The 17,574-nt window shown below is 67.5% G+C and carries 13 protein-coding genes and 1 tRNA gene; 4 read left to right on the top strand and 10 right to left on the bottom strand.

All coding sequences use genetic code 11. From position 1 onward, the window contains the following. Positions 1-74 precede the first annotated feature (74 nt). From BACI348_RS07205 to BACI348_RS07195, 3 genes are all read right to left on the bottom strand, one after another. Positions 75-1,055, bottom strand: a complete 981-nt coding sequence (locus BACI348_RS07205; protein ID WP_159824594.1) for a ribose-phosphate diphosphokinase — start codon at positions 1,053-1,055, stop codon at positions 75-77. Next, on the bottom strand, positions 1,055-2,536 hold the full coding sequence (gene glmU / locus BACI348_RS07200) for a bifunctional UDP-N-acetylglucosamine diphosphorylase/glucosamine-1-phosphate N-acetyltransferase GlmU (protein ID WP_159824593.1): 1,482 nt from the start codon (positions 2,534-2,536) through the stop codon (positions 1,055-1,057). Before glmU ends, BACI348_RS07205 begins: the two co-directional genes overlap by 1 nt. 98 nt (positions 2,537-2,634) lie before the next feature. Beyond that, positions 2,635-2,706 (bottom strand) — tRNA-Gln (locus BACI348_RS07195). 154 nt (positions 2,707-2,860) lie between these two features. Here BACI348_RS07195 and BACI348_RS07190 point away from each other — a divergent pair. Next, positions 2,861-3,487 (top strand): TetR/AcrR family transcriptional regulator, encoded by a 627-nt coding sequence (locus BACI348_RS07190; RefSeq protein ID WP_159824592.1) that lies wholly within the window; start codon positions 2,861-2,863, stop codon positions 3,485-3,487. A 37-nt stretch (positions 3,488-3,524) separates the two neighbouring features. Here BACI348_RS07190 and BACI348_RS07185 read toward each other — a convergent pair whose 3' ends face one another. From BACI348_RS07185 to BACI348_RS07165, 5 genes are all read right to left on the bottom strand, one after another. Next, positions 3,525-5,354 (bottom strand): ABC-F family ATP-binding cassette domain-containing protein, encoded by a 1,830-nt coding sequence (locus tag BACI348_RS07185; protein ID WP_159824591.1) that lies wholly within the window; start codon positions 5,352-5,354, stop codon positions 3,525-3,527. Between the two features lie 33 nt (positions 5,355-5,387). After that, complete coding sequence (locus BACI348_RS07180; RefSeq protein ID WP_159824590.1) at positions 5,388-6,350, bottom strand: 4-(cytidine 5'-diphospho)-2-C-methyl-D-erythritol kinase; 963 nt, start codon at positions 6,348-6,350, stop codon at positions 5,388-5,390. Then, the gene (gene rsmA / locus BACI348_RS07175) at positions 6,347-7,219 is read right to left on the bottom strand and encodes a 16S rRNA (adenine(1518)-N(6)/adenine(1519)-N(6))-dimethyltransferase RsmA (RefSeq protein ID WP_159824589.1); all 873 of its coding nucleotides are present in this window, start codon (positions 7,217-7,219) and stop codon (positions 6,347-6,349) included. Before rsmA ends, BACI348_RS07180 begins: the two co-directional genes overlap by 4 nt. A gap of 126 nt (positions 7,220-7,345) precedes the next feature. After that, positions 7,346-8,533, bottom strand: coding sequence for a resuscitation-promoting factor (locus tag BACI348_RS07170; protein ID WP_201298394.1), 1,188 nt, complete (start codon positions 8,531-8,533; stop codon positions 7,346-7,348). A 257-nt stretch (positions 8,534-8,790) separates the two neighbouring features. Then, on the bottom strand, positions 8,791-9,696 hold the full coding sequence (locus BACI348_RS07165) for a TatD family hydrolase (RefSeq protein WP_159824588.1): 906 nt from the start codon (positions 9,694-9,696) through the stop codon (positions 8,791-8,793). Between the two features lie 159 nt (positions 9,697-9,855). Between BACI348_RS07165 and BACI348_RS07160 the strand changes: the two genes are divergently transcribed. Genes BACI348_RS07160 through BACI348_RS07150 form a run of 3 tightly spaced genes read left to right on the top strand, consistent with a single transcriptional unit; the run spans position 9,856 to position 14,908 of the window. After that, complete coding sequence (locus BACI348_RS07160) at positions 9,856-10,980, top strand: AAA family ATPase (RefSeq protein ID WP_159824587.1); 1,125 nt, start codon at positions 9,856-9,858, stop codon at positions 10,978-10,980. An 11-nt stretch (positions 10,981-10,991) separates the two neighbouring features. Beyond that, entirely contained in the window at positions 10,992-12,431 is a 1,440-nt protein-coding gene (locus BACI348_RS07155) for a DUF58 domain-containing protein (protein WP_159824586.1), read from the top strand. Beyond that, entirely contained in the window at positions 12,428-14,908 is a 2,481-nt protein-coding gene (locus BACI348_RS07150; RefSeq protein ID WP_159824585.1) for a transglutaminase TgpA family protein, read from the top strand. The genes BACI348_RS07155 and BACI348_RS07150 overlap by 4 nt, the downstream gene beginning before the upstream one ends. Before the next feature lie 40 nt (positions 14,909-14,948). On the opposite strand, the gene BACI348_RS07145 is transcribed toward BACI348_RS07150, so the two are convergent. Both BACI348_RS07145 and rsmI read right to left on the bottom strand, forming a co-directional pair. Next, positions 14,949-16,448, bottom strand: coding sequence for an NAD-dependent succinate-semialdehyde dehydrogenase (locus tag BACI348_RS07145; RefSeq protein ID WP_159824584.1), 1,500 nt, complete (start codon positions 16,446-16,448; stop codon positions 14,949-14,951). A gap of 184 nt (positions 16,449-16,632) precedes the next feature. After that, positions 16,633-17,562, bottom strand: a complete 930-nt coding sequence (gene rsmI, locus BACI348_RS07140) for a 16S rRNA (cytidine(1402)-2'-O)-methyltransferase (protein ID WP_159824583.1) — start codon at positions 17,560-17,562, stop codon at positions 16,633-16,635. Positions 17,563-17,574 lie beyond the last annotated feature (12 nt).

Below are 17,574 nucleotides of genomic sequence, written 5' to 3'. Positions count from 1 at the left end.
AAACGGGCCCACGTCCAGGCTGCAGACCCGGCGGTTGAGCCTGCCGGAACCGGCCGGCCCAACCACCGGACCGGTCAGGCTTTGCCGTCGAAGAGGCTGGTGACGGAGCCGTCGTCGAACACTTCACGGACGGCGCGGGCGATCAGCGGTGCGATGGACAGCACCGTCAGCTGCGGGAAACGCTGCGAGGCGTTCAGCGGCAAGGTGTTGGTAACCACTACTTCCCGGGCGCCGGACTCCGAGAGGCGCTTCGCAGCCGGCTCGGAGAAGACCGCGTGCGTGGCCGCGATGATGACGTCCTTGGCCCCGGCGTTCTTCAGCACGGTGACGGCACCGGAGATGGTTCCGCCGGTGTCGATCATGTCGTCGATCAGGACGCAGGTGCGGCCTTCGATCTGGCCCACCACGGTCTTGGAAACAGCCTGGTTGGGAACGGTCAGGTCGCGGCTCTTGTGCACAAAAGCGAGCGGGGCGCCGCCCAGGCGTTCGGCCCACTGCTCCGCAACACGGACGCGGCCGGTGTCCGGAGACACCACAGTGATGTTGTCGGCGTCCACGCGGGTGCGGATGTAATCCGCCAGCAGCGGGATGGCCATCAGGTGGTCCACGGGGCCGTCGAAGAAGCCCTGGATCTGGGAGGTGTGCAGGTCCACGCTCATGATGCGGTCGGCACCGGCGGTCTTGTACATGTCAGCCACCAGGCGGGCGGAGATCGGTTCGCGGCCCCGGCCCTTCTTGTCCTGACGGGAATACGGGTAGAACGGTGACACCACGGTGATGCGCTTGGCGGAGGCACGCTTCAGCGAATCGATCATGATCAGCTGTTCCATGAGGTGGTTGTTCAGCGGGGCGGGGTGCGCCTGGATGACGAAGGCGTCCGTTCCGCGGACGCTCTCGCCGGCACGCACGTAGATCTCGCCGTTGGCGAAGTCGTAGGCGTCCACCGGCAGCAGTTCAGTGCCCAGCTCCTTGGCGATCTCCCGGGCCAGCTCGGGGTGGGCACGGCCGGTGGCCAGCACCAGTTTCTTTTCGCCGCGCGCCGTAATTTCGCTCATTATTGCTTGCCCTCTTCTGTAGATGCCGGGGTACTTGAGGAATCTGTGGTGGCCGCCTGGGCCAGTTCGGCGGAGCGGGTTCCGGGCCGGTTGGCCACCACCCAGCCTTCGGTGTTGCGTTGTGCCGCCACCGTGAGGGCGAGCGCGCCCGCCGGAACGTCCTTGCGGATCACCGCGCCGGCGCCGCTGTAGGCACCGTCCTCCACGGTGACCGGGGCAACAAAGACCGTGTTGGAACCTGTGCGGACACCGGAGCCGATGACCGTGCGGTGCTTCTTCTCGCCGTCGTAATTGGCCGTGATGTTGCCGCAGCCGATGTTGGTGTCCTCACCGATCTCGGCGTCGCCGGCGTAGCCAAGGTGTGACAGCTTGGAGCCGCGGCCGATGGTGACGTTCTTGGTCTCGTAGAACGCGCCGATCTTGCCGCTCTCGCCGAGTACGGTGCCAGGGCGGAGGTAGGTGAAGGGGCCGACGGCGGCATCCGGACCGATGAAGGCGCCGGAACCATGGGTGCGGACCACTTTGGCGCCTTCGCCGACAGTGACGTCGGTGAGGGTGGTGTCGGGGCCCACGACGGCGTCCCGCGCCACGCTGGTGGCGCCGTGCAGCTGCGTGTTGGGCAGGATCCGGACGTCCTCGTCGAGGGTCACGGAGGAATCGATCCAGGTGGTGGACGGGTCCACCACCGTGACGCCGGCACGCATCCAGGCTTCCACGGTGCGGCGGTTCAGCTCCGCGCCCAGGGCGGCGAGCTGGACGCGGTCGTTCGCGCCCTCCACCTGCCAGCGGTCGGCGGTGACGACGGCGGCCACGCGGCCGCCTGCCTGCCGGGCCAGTGCCAGCACATCGGTCAGGTACTTTTCGCCCTGCGAGTTATCGGTGGTGACGTGGACCAGCGCATCGCGGAGGACGGCGGAGTCGAAAGCATAGATACCGGAGTTGACCTCACGGATCAGCCGCTCGGCGTCGGAGGCGTCCTTATGTTCGCGGATGCCCGTCACCGTGCCGTCGTCGCCGCGCAGGATCCGGCCGTAGCCGTTGGCGTCGTCCAGGACCGCCGTGAGGACGGTGACCGCGTTGCCTTCGCGTTCGTGCGTTGCCACGAGCTCGGCCAGCAGCTCACCGGAGAGCAGCGGCACATCCCCGTAGGTCACCACAACGGTGCCGGCGAGGTCCTGCCCGGCGTCGAGGGCCTGCAAAGCTACTTCCACCGCGCGCCCGGTGCCGGGAATATCGTCCTGGTCCACGATCACGGCAGACGGGTCCGTGTCGGCAAGGTGGCGTGCCACCAGATCGCGCTCGTGGCGCACCACCACGGCAAGCTGGCGGGGGTTGATGCTGCGTGCGGCCAGGAGGGCGTGGCCCACCATGGACCTGCCGCCGATCTCGTGCAGGATCTTCGGGGTACGCGATTTCATCCGGGTACCGGCGCCTGCCGCCAGAACGATGACTGCTGCCGGGCCGGTTTTCTCGGGGATCACGTACTGGCTCTCCTTGCTTGGTTACGCTGGCGCTTGCGGTGACCGGCCACGCCGGGCGGCACCGGTGGTTTTGCTACTGAACGCTCCTCGCACAGCAGTTCCGCCCATAGGATTCGAACCTATACTCCACGGCTCCAAAGGCCGGGGTGCTGCCGTTACACCAGAGCGGACCGTGCCGTAGGCGCAAGGCCCGGGCACAAGTCCCTATTTTGCCACGGGTTCGGGGCACCGCGCGACACGGGCCTCCACTCCCGGTTCCGCAGCGGTTCTTCTCCGGTTGCGCGGAGGCAATCCCGCCGGAAACCGGTAGGGCATGATGGAAACGTGAGCAGCAACCCTCCGCGGACACGAATGACCGGCCTTCAGCGGCGAAGCCAGTTGATCGACGTCGGTCGGGCCCTTTTCGCAGTCCGGGGGCTCGACGGCACCACCATCGAGGAAATCGCGGCGTGCGCCGGCGTGTCCAAACCCGTGATCTACGAGCACTTCGGATCCAAGGAAGGGCTGTACACCCAGGTGGTGGACTCCGAGTTCCGGCTCCTCCTGGATTCCATCAACGCCGCCCTCACGGCCGAGGCGAAGCCGCGCGTCCTCGTGGAACGTGCCGCCCTGGCCCTGCTCACCTACATCGAGGACCGCACCGAAGGGTTCCGGATCCTCATGCGCGACGCCCCGGCGTCGCAACCGGAGGGCGCCTTCTCCACTCTGCTTTCCCACGTCACCGCCAAAGTGGAACACATCCTCTCGGACGAGTTCGACCGCCGCGGCTTCAGCGCACAGGACGGCGCAATGTATGCCCAGATGCTCGTGGGCATGGTGGCCATGACCGGCCAATGGTGGCAGGACGCCCGCCAGCCCGACAAACACACTGTTGCGGCACACCTTGTCAACCTCGCATGGAACGGCCTGACCGGCCTCAAGAAGGACCCGGAGCTCCGCGTGGCCGAGTGACCACCGTGGTCCCGTCCGCGGTGCAGGGCCCTTGTGCCTAGTCGCCCAGGAGTTCTGAGGCTTCCAGCCACTCCATTTCGAGGGCGTCCTTTTCGTCGGCGAGGTCTTTGAGTTGCCTGTTTTGTTCGGCCAGGGCGTCGAAATCGGACTGTTCGGTGCTCTTGACCATCTGGTCGTGCAGTTTCTTCTCCTGCTGGTCAAGCTTCTTGATCTGGCGCTCGATCCGGTTGAGTGCCTTGCGGGCATCGCGCTTCTCGGCTTCGGACGGGCCGGACATTCCGGGACCTGCCGGTGCCTGGCCCGCGCTGGTGACGGGGTTGCCGCCGCCGGTGATGGTGGATCCGGCCAGGGCGGACTCGCGCAGTTCCAGGTACTGGTCCACGCCGCCGGGCAGGCCGCGGATCTTGCCGTCGCCGAGGAGCGCCATCTGGTGGTCGGTGACGCGTTCCAGGAGGTACCGGTCGTGGCTGACCACTACCAGGGTCCCGGGCCAGCCGTCCAGCACGTCCTCCACCGCGGCGAGCGTATCGGTGTCGAGGTCGTTGGTGGGCTCGTCGAGCATCAGCACGTTGGGCTCCCCCACGAGCAGCCGGAGCAGTTGGAGGCGTCGCCGCTCACCGCCGGAGAGGTCCCTCACCGGTGTCCACTGCTTCTGGTTGGTGAAACCGAGCTGCTCCACCAGCTGGCCAGCCGTGAATTCCTTGCCGCCCACGTTGAAGGACCGCTTCTCGCGCTCGATGACCTCGATGACGCGCAGGTCGGCGACGTCGTCGAGCTCCTTCACCTCCTGGGTGAGCACGGCGGTGACTACGGTCTTGCCGCGCTTGACCTTGCCGGCGTCGGGCGTGATCTCACCGTTGAGCAGCTTCAGGAGCGTGGTCTTGCCGGCTCCGTTGACGCCCACCAGGCCGAGGCGTTCGCCGGGGGCCAGCCGGAGGGTGATGTTGTCGAAGAGCTTCCGGCCGTGGTCGCTTCCCTGGAAGTTCAAGGAGACATTTTCCAGGTCCAGCACGTCCTTGCCGAGGCGGGCGGTAGCCATCTTGCTCAGGGCAGTCGAGTCCCTGGGCTCGGGGACGTCGGCGATGAGGGCGTTGGCGGCTTCGATGCGGAACTTCGGCTTGGACGTGCGCGCAGGGGCGCCGCGGCGCAGCCAGGCGAGTTCCTTCTTCACCAGCTGCTGGCGCTTGCCTTCCACCACGGACGCCATCCGGTCCCGTTCGGCGCGGGCCAGGACGTATGCCGCGTAGCCGCCCTCGAAGGGGTCCACGATGCCGTCGTGGACTTCCCAGGTCTTGTTGCAGACTTCGTCCAGGAACCAGCGGTCGTGGGTGACTACCAGGAACGCGCCCTGGTTGGCCCGCCACCGGCTCTTCAGGTGCCGGGACAGCCAGGCCACACCCTCCACGTCCAGGTGGTTGGTGGGCTCGTCCAGCATGATGACGTCGTGATCCTCGATCAGGAGCTTGGCCAGCGCCACGCGCCGCTTCTGACCGCCGGACAGGGCGTGCACGTTGGCATGCCAGTCGACGTCGGACACCAGCCCGCCCATGATCTCGCGGATCTGCGGGTTGCGCGCCCATTCGTAGTCCGCCTGGTCCCCCACAATCGCGGCACCGACTGTCAGGTCGCCGTCGAGCACATCACTCTGGTCCAGGTACCCCACGTTGACGTCGCCGCGTTTGGTGACCCGCCCGTTGTCAGGGGTTGAGCGCAGCGCCAGCAGGCGCATCAGGGTGGACTTGCCGTCACCGTTCCGTCCCACCATGCCGATCCGGTCACCCTCCTCCAGCCCGAGGGTGACGCCGTCCAGGACGGTGCGGGTTGCGTAGGAGACGGTGAGGTTCTCGCCGCCAAGAAGGTGTGCCAAAGGGAGCTGCTTTCTGCTGCTGGGAACTACGTCTTACAGGACGGTGTCGGAGATGATGCGGGCCCCGGGAACGGGGCCGTGGACGGCGAGGGCTGTCAGGCCGTAGCGCCGCAGGGTCTCCGCCAGGCCTTCGGCGGCGACAGGGTCATCGGCCAGCAGCGCCACGGTGGGCCCCGATCCGGAGACGATTCCCGCAATGGCACCATGTGATTCGCCGATTCCCAGCGTATCGCGCAATGACGGCGCCAGCTCGATGGAGGCGCGCTGGAGGTCGTTGACCAGGACCCTGCTCAGCGCTTCGGCGTCGCCGCTGCGGAGGGCGGTGAGGATCTGCGGGTCCACACCGGTGGGCTCGGCAACGTCGATGCCTTCCGCCGCCCGCAGCCGGTCCAGCGTCCGGTAGACCTCCGGCGTGGGGAGGCCGAAGTCGGCGGTGACCAGGACCCAGTCCGTCTGCGCCTTGGCCAGGGCCGGGGAGAGTTCGTCGCCCAAACCCAGGCCGACGGCGGTTCCGCCCAGCAAGGAAAAGGGAACGTCTGCGCCGAGTTCGGCAGCCAGGTGGGCGAGTTCCTCACGGGAGAGGCCGCTGTTCCAGAGTGCGTCGCAGGCCAGGAGCGTAGCGGCGGCGTCCGCCGAGCCGCCGCCCATGCCGCCGGCCACGGGCACGCGTTTGGTGATCTCCAGGTGGACGCCGGTTGTGCGCTCGGAGACGTCGGCCATGATGGCTGCCGCCTTGTAGGCCAGGTTGTTTTCGTCAAGGGGAATGTCCACGGCGTCCAGGTCCAGTGTGCTGTCCGCGCTCAGGCTGACGGTGATCCCCGGCGTCTCGGTGCTGGTGGCCGCCACCTCCTCGTACAGGGACACGGCCAGATAGACGCTGGCCACGGAATGGTAGCCGTCCGGACGGAGCGGGCCGACGTCGAGTGAGACGTTGACCTTCCCGGGCGCCTTGGCCCGGACGGTCCTGGCGGCAAAGCGCCCGGGAAGGGCGTTCACAGGCGGGCCTCACGGGCTTCGGCGATCCGTGCGAAGGCGGCGATGTCTATGACTTCACCGCGGGCGGTGGGGTCCACTCCGGCGGCAACCAGGCAGCGTTCCGCTTCCGTGGCGCTGCCTGCCCAACCGGCAAGGGCTGCGCGCAGGGTCTTGCGGCGCTGCGCGAAGGCGGCGTCAATCACGGCGAAAACCTGTTCGCGGGTGGCGGTGGTGACCGGCGGTTCGCGCCGCGTGAAGGACACCAGCCCGGAATGGATCTTGGGGGCCGGCCAGAACACGTTCATGCCGATGACGCCGGCTTTGCGCATGTGGCTGTACCAGGCAGCCTTCACGGATGGCACACCGTAAATCTTGGATCCCGGCACTGCGGCCAGCCGGTCGGCCACTTCGTCCTGCACCATCACCAGGCCGTGCCGGAGGCTGGGGAAATGCTGCAGGAGGTGCAGCACAACGGGCACGGCCACGTTGTACGGGAGGTTGGCCACCAGGGCAGTGGGCTGGACCGGAAGTTCCGTGACCTTCATCGCGTCGGCCTGCACCAGGTGGAAGCTTCCGACGGCGGCGGGGCGCCATTCCTTGACGGTTTCGGGGAGCTTCGCGGCGAGTATAGGGTCTATCTCCACTGCCACGACGCCGGCGGCCGCGTCCAGCAGGCCCAGGGTCAGCGATCCGAGGCCGGGACCCACTTCGAGGACTGTTTCATCCGGCCCAACCCCCGCCGCAGCCACGATCCTGCGGATGGTGTTGCCGTCAATGACAAAGTTCTGGCCCAGGGTCTTGGTGGGGCGGACGCCGATCTCTTCCGCCAGCCGGCGTATGTCGGAGGCACCGAACAGCGGTGCGGGCGCGGCGGGGATGGGTTCAGTCACCTAGGTATCCTATCCCGCATGCCAGCCACCGCCCGCCCGGGGCTGCGCTGGTAATGCAGCGGTTAAATGCCGCGGCCGGGCCCCGAAGATCAGGGCCCGGCCGCAGTGCGTTGTGGTGCAGTTTCGTCAGCTGCCGGCAGCCCAGCCGCAGCCCCAAGGCTGCAGGCCGCGCTGTGCGTAGACGCGGTTGGCAATGTCGATCTGCTGGGCCTTGCTGGCGAGGCTGGCATTCGGGGCGTAAGCGCCTCCGCCGGAGCCGATCCAGGTCCGGATGTCGAACTGCAGGCCGCCGTAGTAGCCGTTGCCGCTGTTGATGGACCAGTTTCCGCCTGACTCACACTGGGCGATCTTGTCCCACATGGCCTCGTTCATCATGGCCGGGGCCGCGGCACCGGTGTTGGCACCGGCTGCGGGAACCGCCGGGGCCACGGGCTTGGCCTTGGTGCCCACCGTGACCTTCTCTGTCACGGGGTGGGCGGTGACAGATTCAGCGACCAGGGTGCGGGAGGCTTCGCGGCCGTCGACCAGCACCAGCTTGTAGGTCTTCTCCACCTTGCCCGCCGTGCCGGCCTGGGTGACTTCCTTTTCACCCTTGAGCAGGTCGGCGCTTTCCTTGGTCTCAGTGGTGAAGGGGACGTCCTCGGTGGTAACTGCGGTCTGGCCGGTGTCCACGCGTGACACCTTGATCACCATGTTGTTGACCACGTGGGCGTTGGCAGGCTGGGAGGAGCGGTCGTTGGCTCCGAGCGTCAGCCCGGCGTCCTCCAGAACCTTGCCTACGGTAGCGGCCGTGGTGGTGGCCGTCTCGACCTTGCCGTCGGCAACGATGCTCACGGACTTCGGCGTGGAGATGGAAACGAAGGATCCTGCCACGGAAAGCTGGGCATCCTTGGGAACGGAGACCGAGGACGCGCTCGCCACACCGAGTTCAGTGACCAGTCCTTCGACGTCCTGGGCGGTGGTGTTCACCGTTTTTTCGGAGCCGTCCAGGCTGACCTTGACTTCCTTGGCCTGGTTGACGTTGATGACCGTGCCGTTCTGGACGGTGGAGTCGATGGCCGGGGAAACCCGGTCCGCCGGCTTCAGTTCAAGGTTGGCGCTCTTGACGACCTGCCCCACTGTGCCACCGAAGGTTTGAACGGAAGTAACCTTGCCATCGACGTTGAGCGTGATGGTTTTGTTATTGCCCACGAAGGCTACGAGCCCCACCACCAGCGCGCAGAGCACCAGAAGCTGGGTTCCAACCTTGAAAACGCTGAACTTGCCGTCCGTTGTGAAGAACTTGACCACGATTGCCCGTAACTTTAGGTCCATCCGGGCACGGGGATAGCGCAATAAAATGCCCGGCACTTCCCTACAGGAGGGGCAGTCCGGGCACCGTCGCGCCGCCAAACTCCATGCAGCGGGCAGGCGGGAACAAGCCCGGCAATTCCTGCTGCGAACGGAGTGAACTTACCCGGTGGCCTTCCCCGACCCCGGCTAATAGTTTTCCACTGTAACCGTAGCGTTATAAACCGGCCAAGAAATTTGCATACCCGGTATTGGTTCTACCGGCTGAGCGCAATGTGTTCTTAATCCCATTTTCCGTATGCCCGCACCGTATTCGCGCTGATTCCGGCACACAGCCCGGCGAGGTCGCGGCTTGTCAATTCAGCCATCGCCCGGACGGTATACGGCACCATGTAGCTGGCGTTGGGCCGGCCCCGGTGGGGATGCGGGGTCAGGAAGGGAGCATCCGTTTCCACCAGCAGGAGCTCCGGGTCCGCGACCGCAAGCGCGGCCCGCAGGTTGGTTGCGTTCTTGAACGTCAGCGTTCCGGCAAAGGACATCCACCAGCCTTCCCGGTTGCACGTCGCTGCCAGTTCTTCATCCCCGGAAAAACAGTGGAAGACCACCCGCTCCGGGGCTCCTTCCTCCTTGAGTACCTGCACCACATCATCGTGCGCGTCGCGGTCATGAATCTGCAGGGTCAGGTCCAGCCGCTTGGCGATGTCGATGTGGCGGCGGAAGGAGTACCGCTGATGTGCCAGGCCCTCGCCCTCGGTCCGGAAGAAATCGAGCCCGGTTTCGCCGATGGCCCGGACCCGCGGGTGGGACGCGAGCTGTTCGATTTCCGCCAGTGCCTCCTCCAGCTGGCCTCGGGCAGCGTACCGGGGAGCATCGTTCGGGTGCAGTGCCACGGCACCCAGCAGCCGCTCATCCAGGTCCACTGCCTGGACAGTGAACCGGGACGATTCCAGGTCGCAGCCCACCTGGACGGCACCCTGGACACCGACGGCGGACGCGGCGTCCAGCGCTTCCTTGATCCCCACCGGCGCCTTTCCGTCCGGAAAGTCAAGGTGGGTGTGGTTGTCCATCACCGGCACCGGCAGGGGTTCAGGGGCGGGGGGAAATTCCCGCTGCGGGGACGTTCCGGCTTCCGGGTCACCGCCAGTGGCGGGAGCACGGTAGGCGGCGGGGATCAGCGGATTGCACATCGCCCAAGCCTAAACCGACAGCGTGGCCCCACATTTGTTGGAACTCTCTGTCTGCTGCGGCAGTTGTGTTAGTAGTCTGGAGACATGCGGACGTCCACCGAGGGGCGTAGGCAGGGCGAGCTGTCCCGTCCAGGCGGACCCCGGGCTGAAAGGTTGCCGATGGAATCCCACCGACGCACTGCCGACGATGTGAGCGCTGCGAACCGCAATTTCGCGGGGGTCGCAGAGCCCGTGAGCCACCTGAACGGCCACCGGCCAGCTGCCATGGATGCCGCGTCCTTCCACGACGCAAGCCAGCGGATCCTGACCACCGTAAATACGGTGATCGACGGGAAGTCTGACGCCGCGAAGCTCGCATTGACGGTGTTGCTCGCCCAGGGCCACCTGCTGCTGGAGGATGTCCCGGGCGTGGGCAAGACGCTCCTGGCCAAAACGCTCGCCCGCACCATCGACTGCACAGTGAACCGGATCCAGTTCACCCCTGACCTGCTCCCCTCCGACGTCACCGGTGTGTCCATCTATAACCAGTCCTCCAGGCTCTTCGAGTTCCGGCCGGGCGCTGTCTTCGCGAACATCGTCATCGGCGACGAAATCAACCGGGCGTCGGCGAAAACCCAGTCGGCGCTGCTCGAGTGCATGGAGGAGCACCAGGTCACGGTGGACGGCAAGTCCTACCGGCTCGATGAGCCCTTTATGGTGGTGGCGACGCAGAACCCCATCGAGATGGAAGGCACGTACCCGCTGCCGGAGGCGCAGCGCGACCGCTTTATGGCCCGCATCTCCATGGGCTATCCGGACAAGGACTCCGAGATCGAAATGCTGGAAACCCACCAGTCCGCATCACCGCTGGCCAACGTCTCGCGGGTGGTGACCGCCGCGGACGTGGCCGCCATGATCGCCACGGTCCAGCAGGTCTACGTCTCGCAGGCAGTCAAGGAATATACGGTGTCGCTGGGCCGGGCCACCCGCGAGAGCCCGCTGCTGCGCCTCGGGGCCAGCCCGCGGTCCATGCTGCAGCTGCTGCGCGCCGCCAAGGCCACCGCGGCTTTGGACGGCCGTGACTTCGTCCTCCCGGACGATGTTGTGGGTGTTGCCGAAGCCGTCCTGGCGCACCGGATCATCCTGGACAGGAAAGCCGCCGGCGCAGGGGAAACCGCGCACAGCGTCCTGCGCGGCCTCCTGTCCCGGCTGCCTGTCACGCACAAGCCTGCGGAGACCGGAGCCAGGGCCGGCGCTTCGGCCGGCCGGAGCGCACCGGTGGCAGGCCTGAGCAGGAATCACTAAGGCGGAGTGCCATGGCGCTGCTGGACCGACTGCCCCGACACCTGTTCACCCAGCGCGGCTGGGGAATGCTGGCCGCAGGGGCCGCAGCGCTTGCCGCCGCGTACGTGATGGGCCGCCGGGATCTGTTGAGCCTGGCAATGCTCCTGTTTGTCCTTCCGCTCGTTTCGCTCGCCGGGATCCGCCTGGTGAAACCCCGCTTCCAGGTGTACCGCGAATTCAATCCCTCCCCGGTGGAGACGTCCGCGCCCACTGCCGTCCGGCTTGCCGTGGCACGGACCGGAGCAGCAACCGGACGGGCCACCATGGAGGAACGGCTTCCGCCCAGGTTCGGCGAATCGCCTGCCTTCCGGTTCCCGTCCCGCTCAGCCAGCGGCGGCACCAGCAGGTATGAGTACCACCTGCGCTCCGCCCAGCGCGGCCAGTTCGTGATGGGACCGGTGACGGCGGAGTTCACCGACCCGTTCGGCCTGTCCCTGCACAGGCAGGCAATCGACCACGGCGACACACTCACCGTGACGCCGGCCGCCGTCGTCCTTCCCTTGACAGGGCTGGCCGGAGCAAGGGGCAACGACGGCGTGACGGCCACAAGGATCCGGGCGAACCCCAGCGACGACGATGTGATGACCCGCGAATACCGCCACGGGGACCCGATGCGCCGCGTTCACTGGGCGGCCACCGCACGCCACGGTGAACTGATGGTCCGGCAGGAGGAGTCCGTCACCACGCCGGAGGCCACAATCATCCTGGACCATCGATTCGGCGCCTTTTCCGGGGGCCCGGGCTCAGCGCCGACAGGGAACGCGGCCCAGGACGGCCACACGATGGTCAGCAGCGAAACGTTCGAGTGGGCAGTGGTTGCCGCCATGTCCATCAGCGCCCACCTCGCCGAGCGCAACTACGCGCTGCGCCTCCTGGATGCGCGGGGGGAACCGGCATTCCTGCGCTCGCCGTCGGCTCCGGAGCCTGAACTGGAGGAGTACAGCGGCGCGTCCGGGCTCCAGTCCATCGCCGAAAGCCTCGCCGCGATCCAGCTCACCGGGCCCCACCACCTGCGCGCCGAGGCCGCGCGCAGGGAATTCTTCGGTGCCAGGGAATCCCACGGCCACCAGGAGGCCGGCCCCCCGCCCTTTGATGACAATCTGATGGACAAGCTCTCCGCCCACCGGATGCGGGGACCGGTGATTGCCGTCCTGGGCCGGATCTCGGCCTTGGAGGCTCTCTCCCTGGCCCCGGCCGCAGGCTACGGTACCAACGCCTTTGCCATTGTTGTGGCGGAGCGGCCGGCAGAGTTCGAGGACGCCCTTGAAAAGCTTCGGCAGGGCGGCTGGCGGGCGGCGGCAGTGTCGCCCGGCGTCTCCGTGGCAGCGGCGTGGAACCAGTTCGACCAGGAACCCGACGTGCCCGAACCACCGGCGTCGGAGGTCCGGCGCGGAGCGGGGGTGGCCCGATGACCATGGCACCGGCCAGGGATCCCGGGACGGGCCGGCAGCCGCCGCCGTCCGCTGCAGCCCCGGCGGGACGCAGCCGGGTGGGCGCGTACCCGTGGGTGATGGCCGGCTCCATCGCAGTGGCCGTGGCCGGGGCCGCTTTGTCGCTGAACGGTGTAATGCGGGGCTGGGCCTGGTATTGGCCGGTTTTCACCACCGTGCTGGTGGTCAGCCTCACGCTCGCCGCCTTGCGGGCCGTCCGCGCCCAGCCGCTGCTGGTCACTGCCGGGGGATTTCTTTCGCTGGGCGCCATCCTGACGCTGACGTTCTTCCGCAGCACCAGTTTCGCGGGCCTCTTTCCTACCGCGGCCAGCCTGGGCGAGCTGGACCGGCTGATCCGCCGCGCCAGCGAAACAGTGCTCTCCGAGACCGCCCCCGTCGCGCCGAACGTGGGCATCGTGATGGTGACCTGCGCCGTCCTGGGCCTGGCGGTCATCCTCGTGGACGCGCTGGCCGTTCCGCTCGGCATGCCGGCAGCCACCGGGGTGGGGCTGCTGGCCATCCTGGCGGTCCCGGCGATGATCAAGCCTCAAAGCGTGGGCTTTTGGGGCTTCACCGCCGCTGTTGCCGGATACCTGTTGATCCTGGCCTGCAGCCAATGGTACGTCCCGGATGCCCGTACACAGGCCGATTCCGCGCGCAGTCCCGGCCAGGGGCGAAGGGCTGTCCTGACCGGGGCCGTGGCGGTGGCCGCGACCATGGTGCTGCCGCTGGCCATCCCGGGATTCGACCAGGGCACCTTCCCTCAGGGTTCCCGGATCAATCCATGGGGCACCTCCACCGGGCTGAACCCCATGATCACGCTGGGCAACAGCCTGCGGACCCCTGCCGGGAGCGGCCGCATCTCGTATGCCACCAACTCCCCCACACCGTTGTACCTGCGCTCTGTCACCGTGGACAATTTCGACGGCGACTCCTGGGGCCCTGATGACCGCAACGCCTCCCGGCGCCCGCTGGGCAACCAGATCGACCCCGGTTATGCAGTGGCCGAAGAACAGCAGCTGGTAACGGCCGTCGACGCCGGAACATTCACCAGCCCCTACCTGCCGGTTCCCTATGCCCCCGAGTCGGTGCGTGGCCTGGAGGGCCGGTGGACCTGGGATCCGGCCACGTTGAGCATCAAGGGGACCGACACCACCTCGCGCCGGCAGGAGTACCTGGTCACGTCCACCGTTCCGAAGCTGACGGCCGCGCTCCTGGCCCGGTCTTCGGGACCGGTACAGGGCATCGCCGACGACTTCACCAGGATTCCGGGCAACGTGCCGGACATCGTGCGGACCACCGCGGACAGGGTGGCCGGTTCCAGCGCCACGCCTTACGACAAAGCGATGGCCATCCAGAAGTACCTGCGTTCAGCGGAGTTCACCTATTCGCTGCAGTCCCCCGTCCAGGGCGGTTACGACGGCAACGGGCTCTCGGTCCTTGCCGACTTCCTGAACCAGAAGAGCGGCTACTGCATCCACTACGCGTCGGCCATGGCGGTGATGGCCAGGCTCGAAGGAATCCCCAGCCGGATCGCCGTGGGATATGCCCCCGGCAGGTTGACCGGCGCCACGGTCACCGTGGCCGGCCAGGGCGCGCTGCCCGAATATGAGGTGGACGCCCGGGATGCCCACGCCTGGCCGGAGCTCTACTTCCAGGGGCTGGGCTGGGTTCCCTTTGAGCCGACGCCGTCCCGCGGCGTAGTGCCTGATTATGCCACCGAGGGTTCGGCCTTCTCAGCCCCGGGCTCGCTCGAGAACAACGACGACCTGGTCCCGGATGCAACACGGGCTCCGGCACCGGCACCGAGCGCGGCGCCGCTGCCCCTTCCTGGAGCGGGCGGACCCGCGGACACCGGAAGCCCGTTCCTCCCCTGGTTGCTCGGTACTGCGGCGCTTCTGGGGGCCGCTCTGCTGGCCGCGTCACCGCGGCTCGTCAGGACCGGGATCCGGGCGCGCCGGCTGAGGCCGGCCGGCACCGCCGCAGCCGTGCCGCTGGCATGGAGCGAAATGGTGGACCTGGGCACCGACTACGGCCTGCCCCCGGAGCCGAGCGAGACACCGCGTGCCTACTCCGCCCGCCTCCGCGGCTCAGCTCTTCTGGGGGAACCGGGCGGGATGGACGAAGCCGCCCACCAGGCCGCGGCCGCACTGACTGCAGAATTCGAACGGCAGAAGTACGGGCCGCCGGCCGAGGTGCCTGACGGGGACCAGTCCCGAACCGGACGGGCCGGCTCCCGGGCCACCGAGCTTGCCGGCACCCGCATCACAGCGATTGAAACAGCGTTGCGCGCCAACGCCCGCACTTTGCGGCGTCTCCGCGCGCTGTGGCTGCCTCCGTCCGTGATTGGACGGTTGGGACGCCTTCTCGCTACGCCGTTCAAGGTGGTGTACGGGGCGGCGCGGGCAGGCCTGGGCAAAGCAGCAAAAGCCGCCGCCCGCACCTGGTCAACCCGCTGAGAAGGTCTTCCATGGCAGGCGGCGGCTTTCGCCAGTGTCGCTACCCGGCGTAGGGGTCGGCGATGCCGATGTACTGGGTGTAAAGGTATTCCTCGATGCCTTCCAGGCCTCCCTCGCGGCCCAGGCCGGACTGCTTGACTCCGCCGAAGGGAGCCGCGGCGTTGGAAATGACGCCGGCGTTCAGGCCGAGCATGCCGGTTTCGAGTTTTTCGCCCATCCGGATGCCGCGGTTCAGGTCCTTGGTGAAGACGTAGGCCACCAGCCCGTATTCGGTGTTGTTCGCCAGCCGCACCGCGTCATCTTCGCTGCTGAAGGTGATGATCGGCGCCACCGGCCCGAAGATCTCCTCGGACAGGATCCGGGTGCCTTCGGTGACGCCGGAGAGGATGGTGGGCTGGTAGAAGTAGCCTGGGCCGTCCACCGGGCCGCCGCCCAGGACAGCCTTCGCGCCGGAGGAAATGGCGTCGGACACCAGTTCGTGGACCTTGTCGCGGCTCTTGGCGTCGATCAGCGGGCCCACTTTGGACTCGGGTTCGGTGCCGCGGGCGGTGGTCATGTCCTTCATCTTCGCGGCGAATTTCTCCGCGAATTCGGCAGCGACGGACTCGTGCACGATGAACCGGTTCGCGGCGGTGCAGGCCTCGCCCATGTTCCGCAGCTTGGCGAGCATGGCCCCGGCCACCGCGGCGTCGAGGTCGGCGTCCTCAAAAACCACAAACGGGGCGTTTCCGCCGAGCTCCATGGACGTGCGCAGGACCGTTTCGGAGGCGTCGGACAGCAGGCGGCGTCCCACTTCCGTGGAGCCGGTGAACGAGAGCTTGCGCAGCCGGGAATCCTTGATCAGCGGGCCCGTGGTGGCACCTGCCGTGGACGTGGGGATGAGGTTCAGGACCCCGGCGGGCAGGCCTGCCTCCAGCATCACGGCCGCGAACAGCTGGGAGGTCAGCGGCGTAAGGTTCGCGGACTTCAACACCATGGTGCAGCCCGCGGCGACGGCAGGGGCGACCTTCCGCGTGGCCATGGCGAGCGGGAAGTTCCACGGCGTGATCAGCAGGCACGGGCCCACCGGCTTCTTGGTGACCAGCAGCCGGGACTTTCCATCCGGGGAAACGGAGTAACGGCCGAACGCACGGACGGCTTCCTCGGAGAACCAGCGCAGGAACTCGGCGCCGTACGTAACCTCGCCCCGCGCTTCGGTCAGGGGCTTGCCCATCTCCAGGGTCATCAGCAGCGCGAAGTCCTCGGCCCTCTCAGTGACCAGGTCGAACGCCCGGCGCAGGATCTCGCCGCGTTCGCGGGGCGGGACTTTCGCCCACGACTCCTGCGCCGCAGCGGCCGCATCCAGCGCGGCGGCACCGTCTTCGGGACCGGCGTCGGCAATGCTCAACAGCACCTTGCCCGTAGCCGGGTCCTCGACGTCGAACGTCTTGCCCGAAGCGGCAGCCCGCCACTCACCATTGATAAGCAGGCCGGTGGGAACAGAGGCCAAAAGGGCGCTTTCGCGTTCTGCGGAAACGGCCGGCTGTGCAGTGACAGTCACGATGACTCCCTCGTCAGTAGGGTTGTGGCAGCCCGCCGGCGGCGGCCGGGATGGCCGCGGTGGTACGGGCTGATTAGTTGCCAGACTACTGCGGGGGCACCAGCCGGTCTACGCCTTTACGCACTACCGAAAGAACGTAGGGCTGTGCACCTGCACAGCCCTTCCCGCGGGGTGGCAGGCCTTCTTACCGGGCCGCGAGAACCGCTGAATAGAGTTCCCTTTTGCTCACCCTGACGTCCTCTGCAACGGCCGCAACCGCCTCCTTGAGCCGAATCCCCTGGGCCATGAGTTCATTGACGGCAGCCACGTGGTCCTCCGGCGTCCCGGCGGCTTGCTCGGGTGCGCCCGCCAGGACAACCGCGATCTCGCCGCGGACCTCGTTGCCCTCGGCCCACTGCAGGAGTTCGCCCAGGGAGCCGCGGACCACTTCCTCATATGTTTTGGTCAGTTCGCGGCACACGGCCACCCGGCGGTCCGCACCGAAGCGTTCCCGCAGGGCCCGCAGCATGGCCTCAAGCCGGTGCGGCGCTTCGAAGAACACCATGGTCCGCCGCTCTCCCGCGAGATCCGCCAGGCGGGATGCCCTTTCACCGGCTTTCCGCGGCAGGAACCCTTCAAAGCAGAAGCGGTCGGTGGGCAGGCCGGACAGCGCAAGGGCCGTCAGGACCGCCGATGGTCCGGGAACGGCGGTGACAGCAAGGCCGGCGGCCACAGCGCCTTCCACCAGCCGGAAGCCCGGATCCGATACCGCCGGCATGCCGGCGTCGGTGACCATGACCAGGGTCTTGCCAGCCCTGACCTGGTCGAGGAGTTCGGCCGTCTTCGCGGCTTCATTGTGCTCGTGGTAGCTGATGACCCTGCCGGCCACCGTGATGCCCAGGCTCTGCACCAGGCGGTGCAGCCGGCGGGTGTCCTCGGCAGCGACAATGTCCGCCGTTGCCAGCAGTTCCACCAGGCGGGCCGAGGCGTCACCGGTATTGCCGATGGGAGTGGCCGCAAGGACGATCCGCCCGGGCCCCTGGGCTGCAGCCGCCGCTTCCGCTGCGGGCCCGCCACCGGCCTGGCTGGAGGTTGCAGTGCCGGATTCAGGGAAGGGGCTGGGGTTAAGATCCACGCCACCAGCCTA

Source organism: Arthrobacter sp. 9AX, assembly GCF_902506095.1.
Lineage (GTDB): Bacteria > Actinomycetota > Actinomycetes > Actinomycetales > Micrococcaceae > Arthrobacter.
Note: the sequence above shows the minus strand (reverse complement) of the source record. Positions and strands in the feature narration are given on the sequence as shown.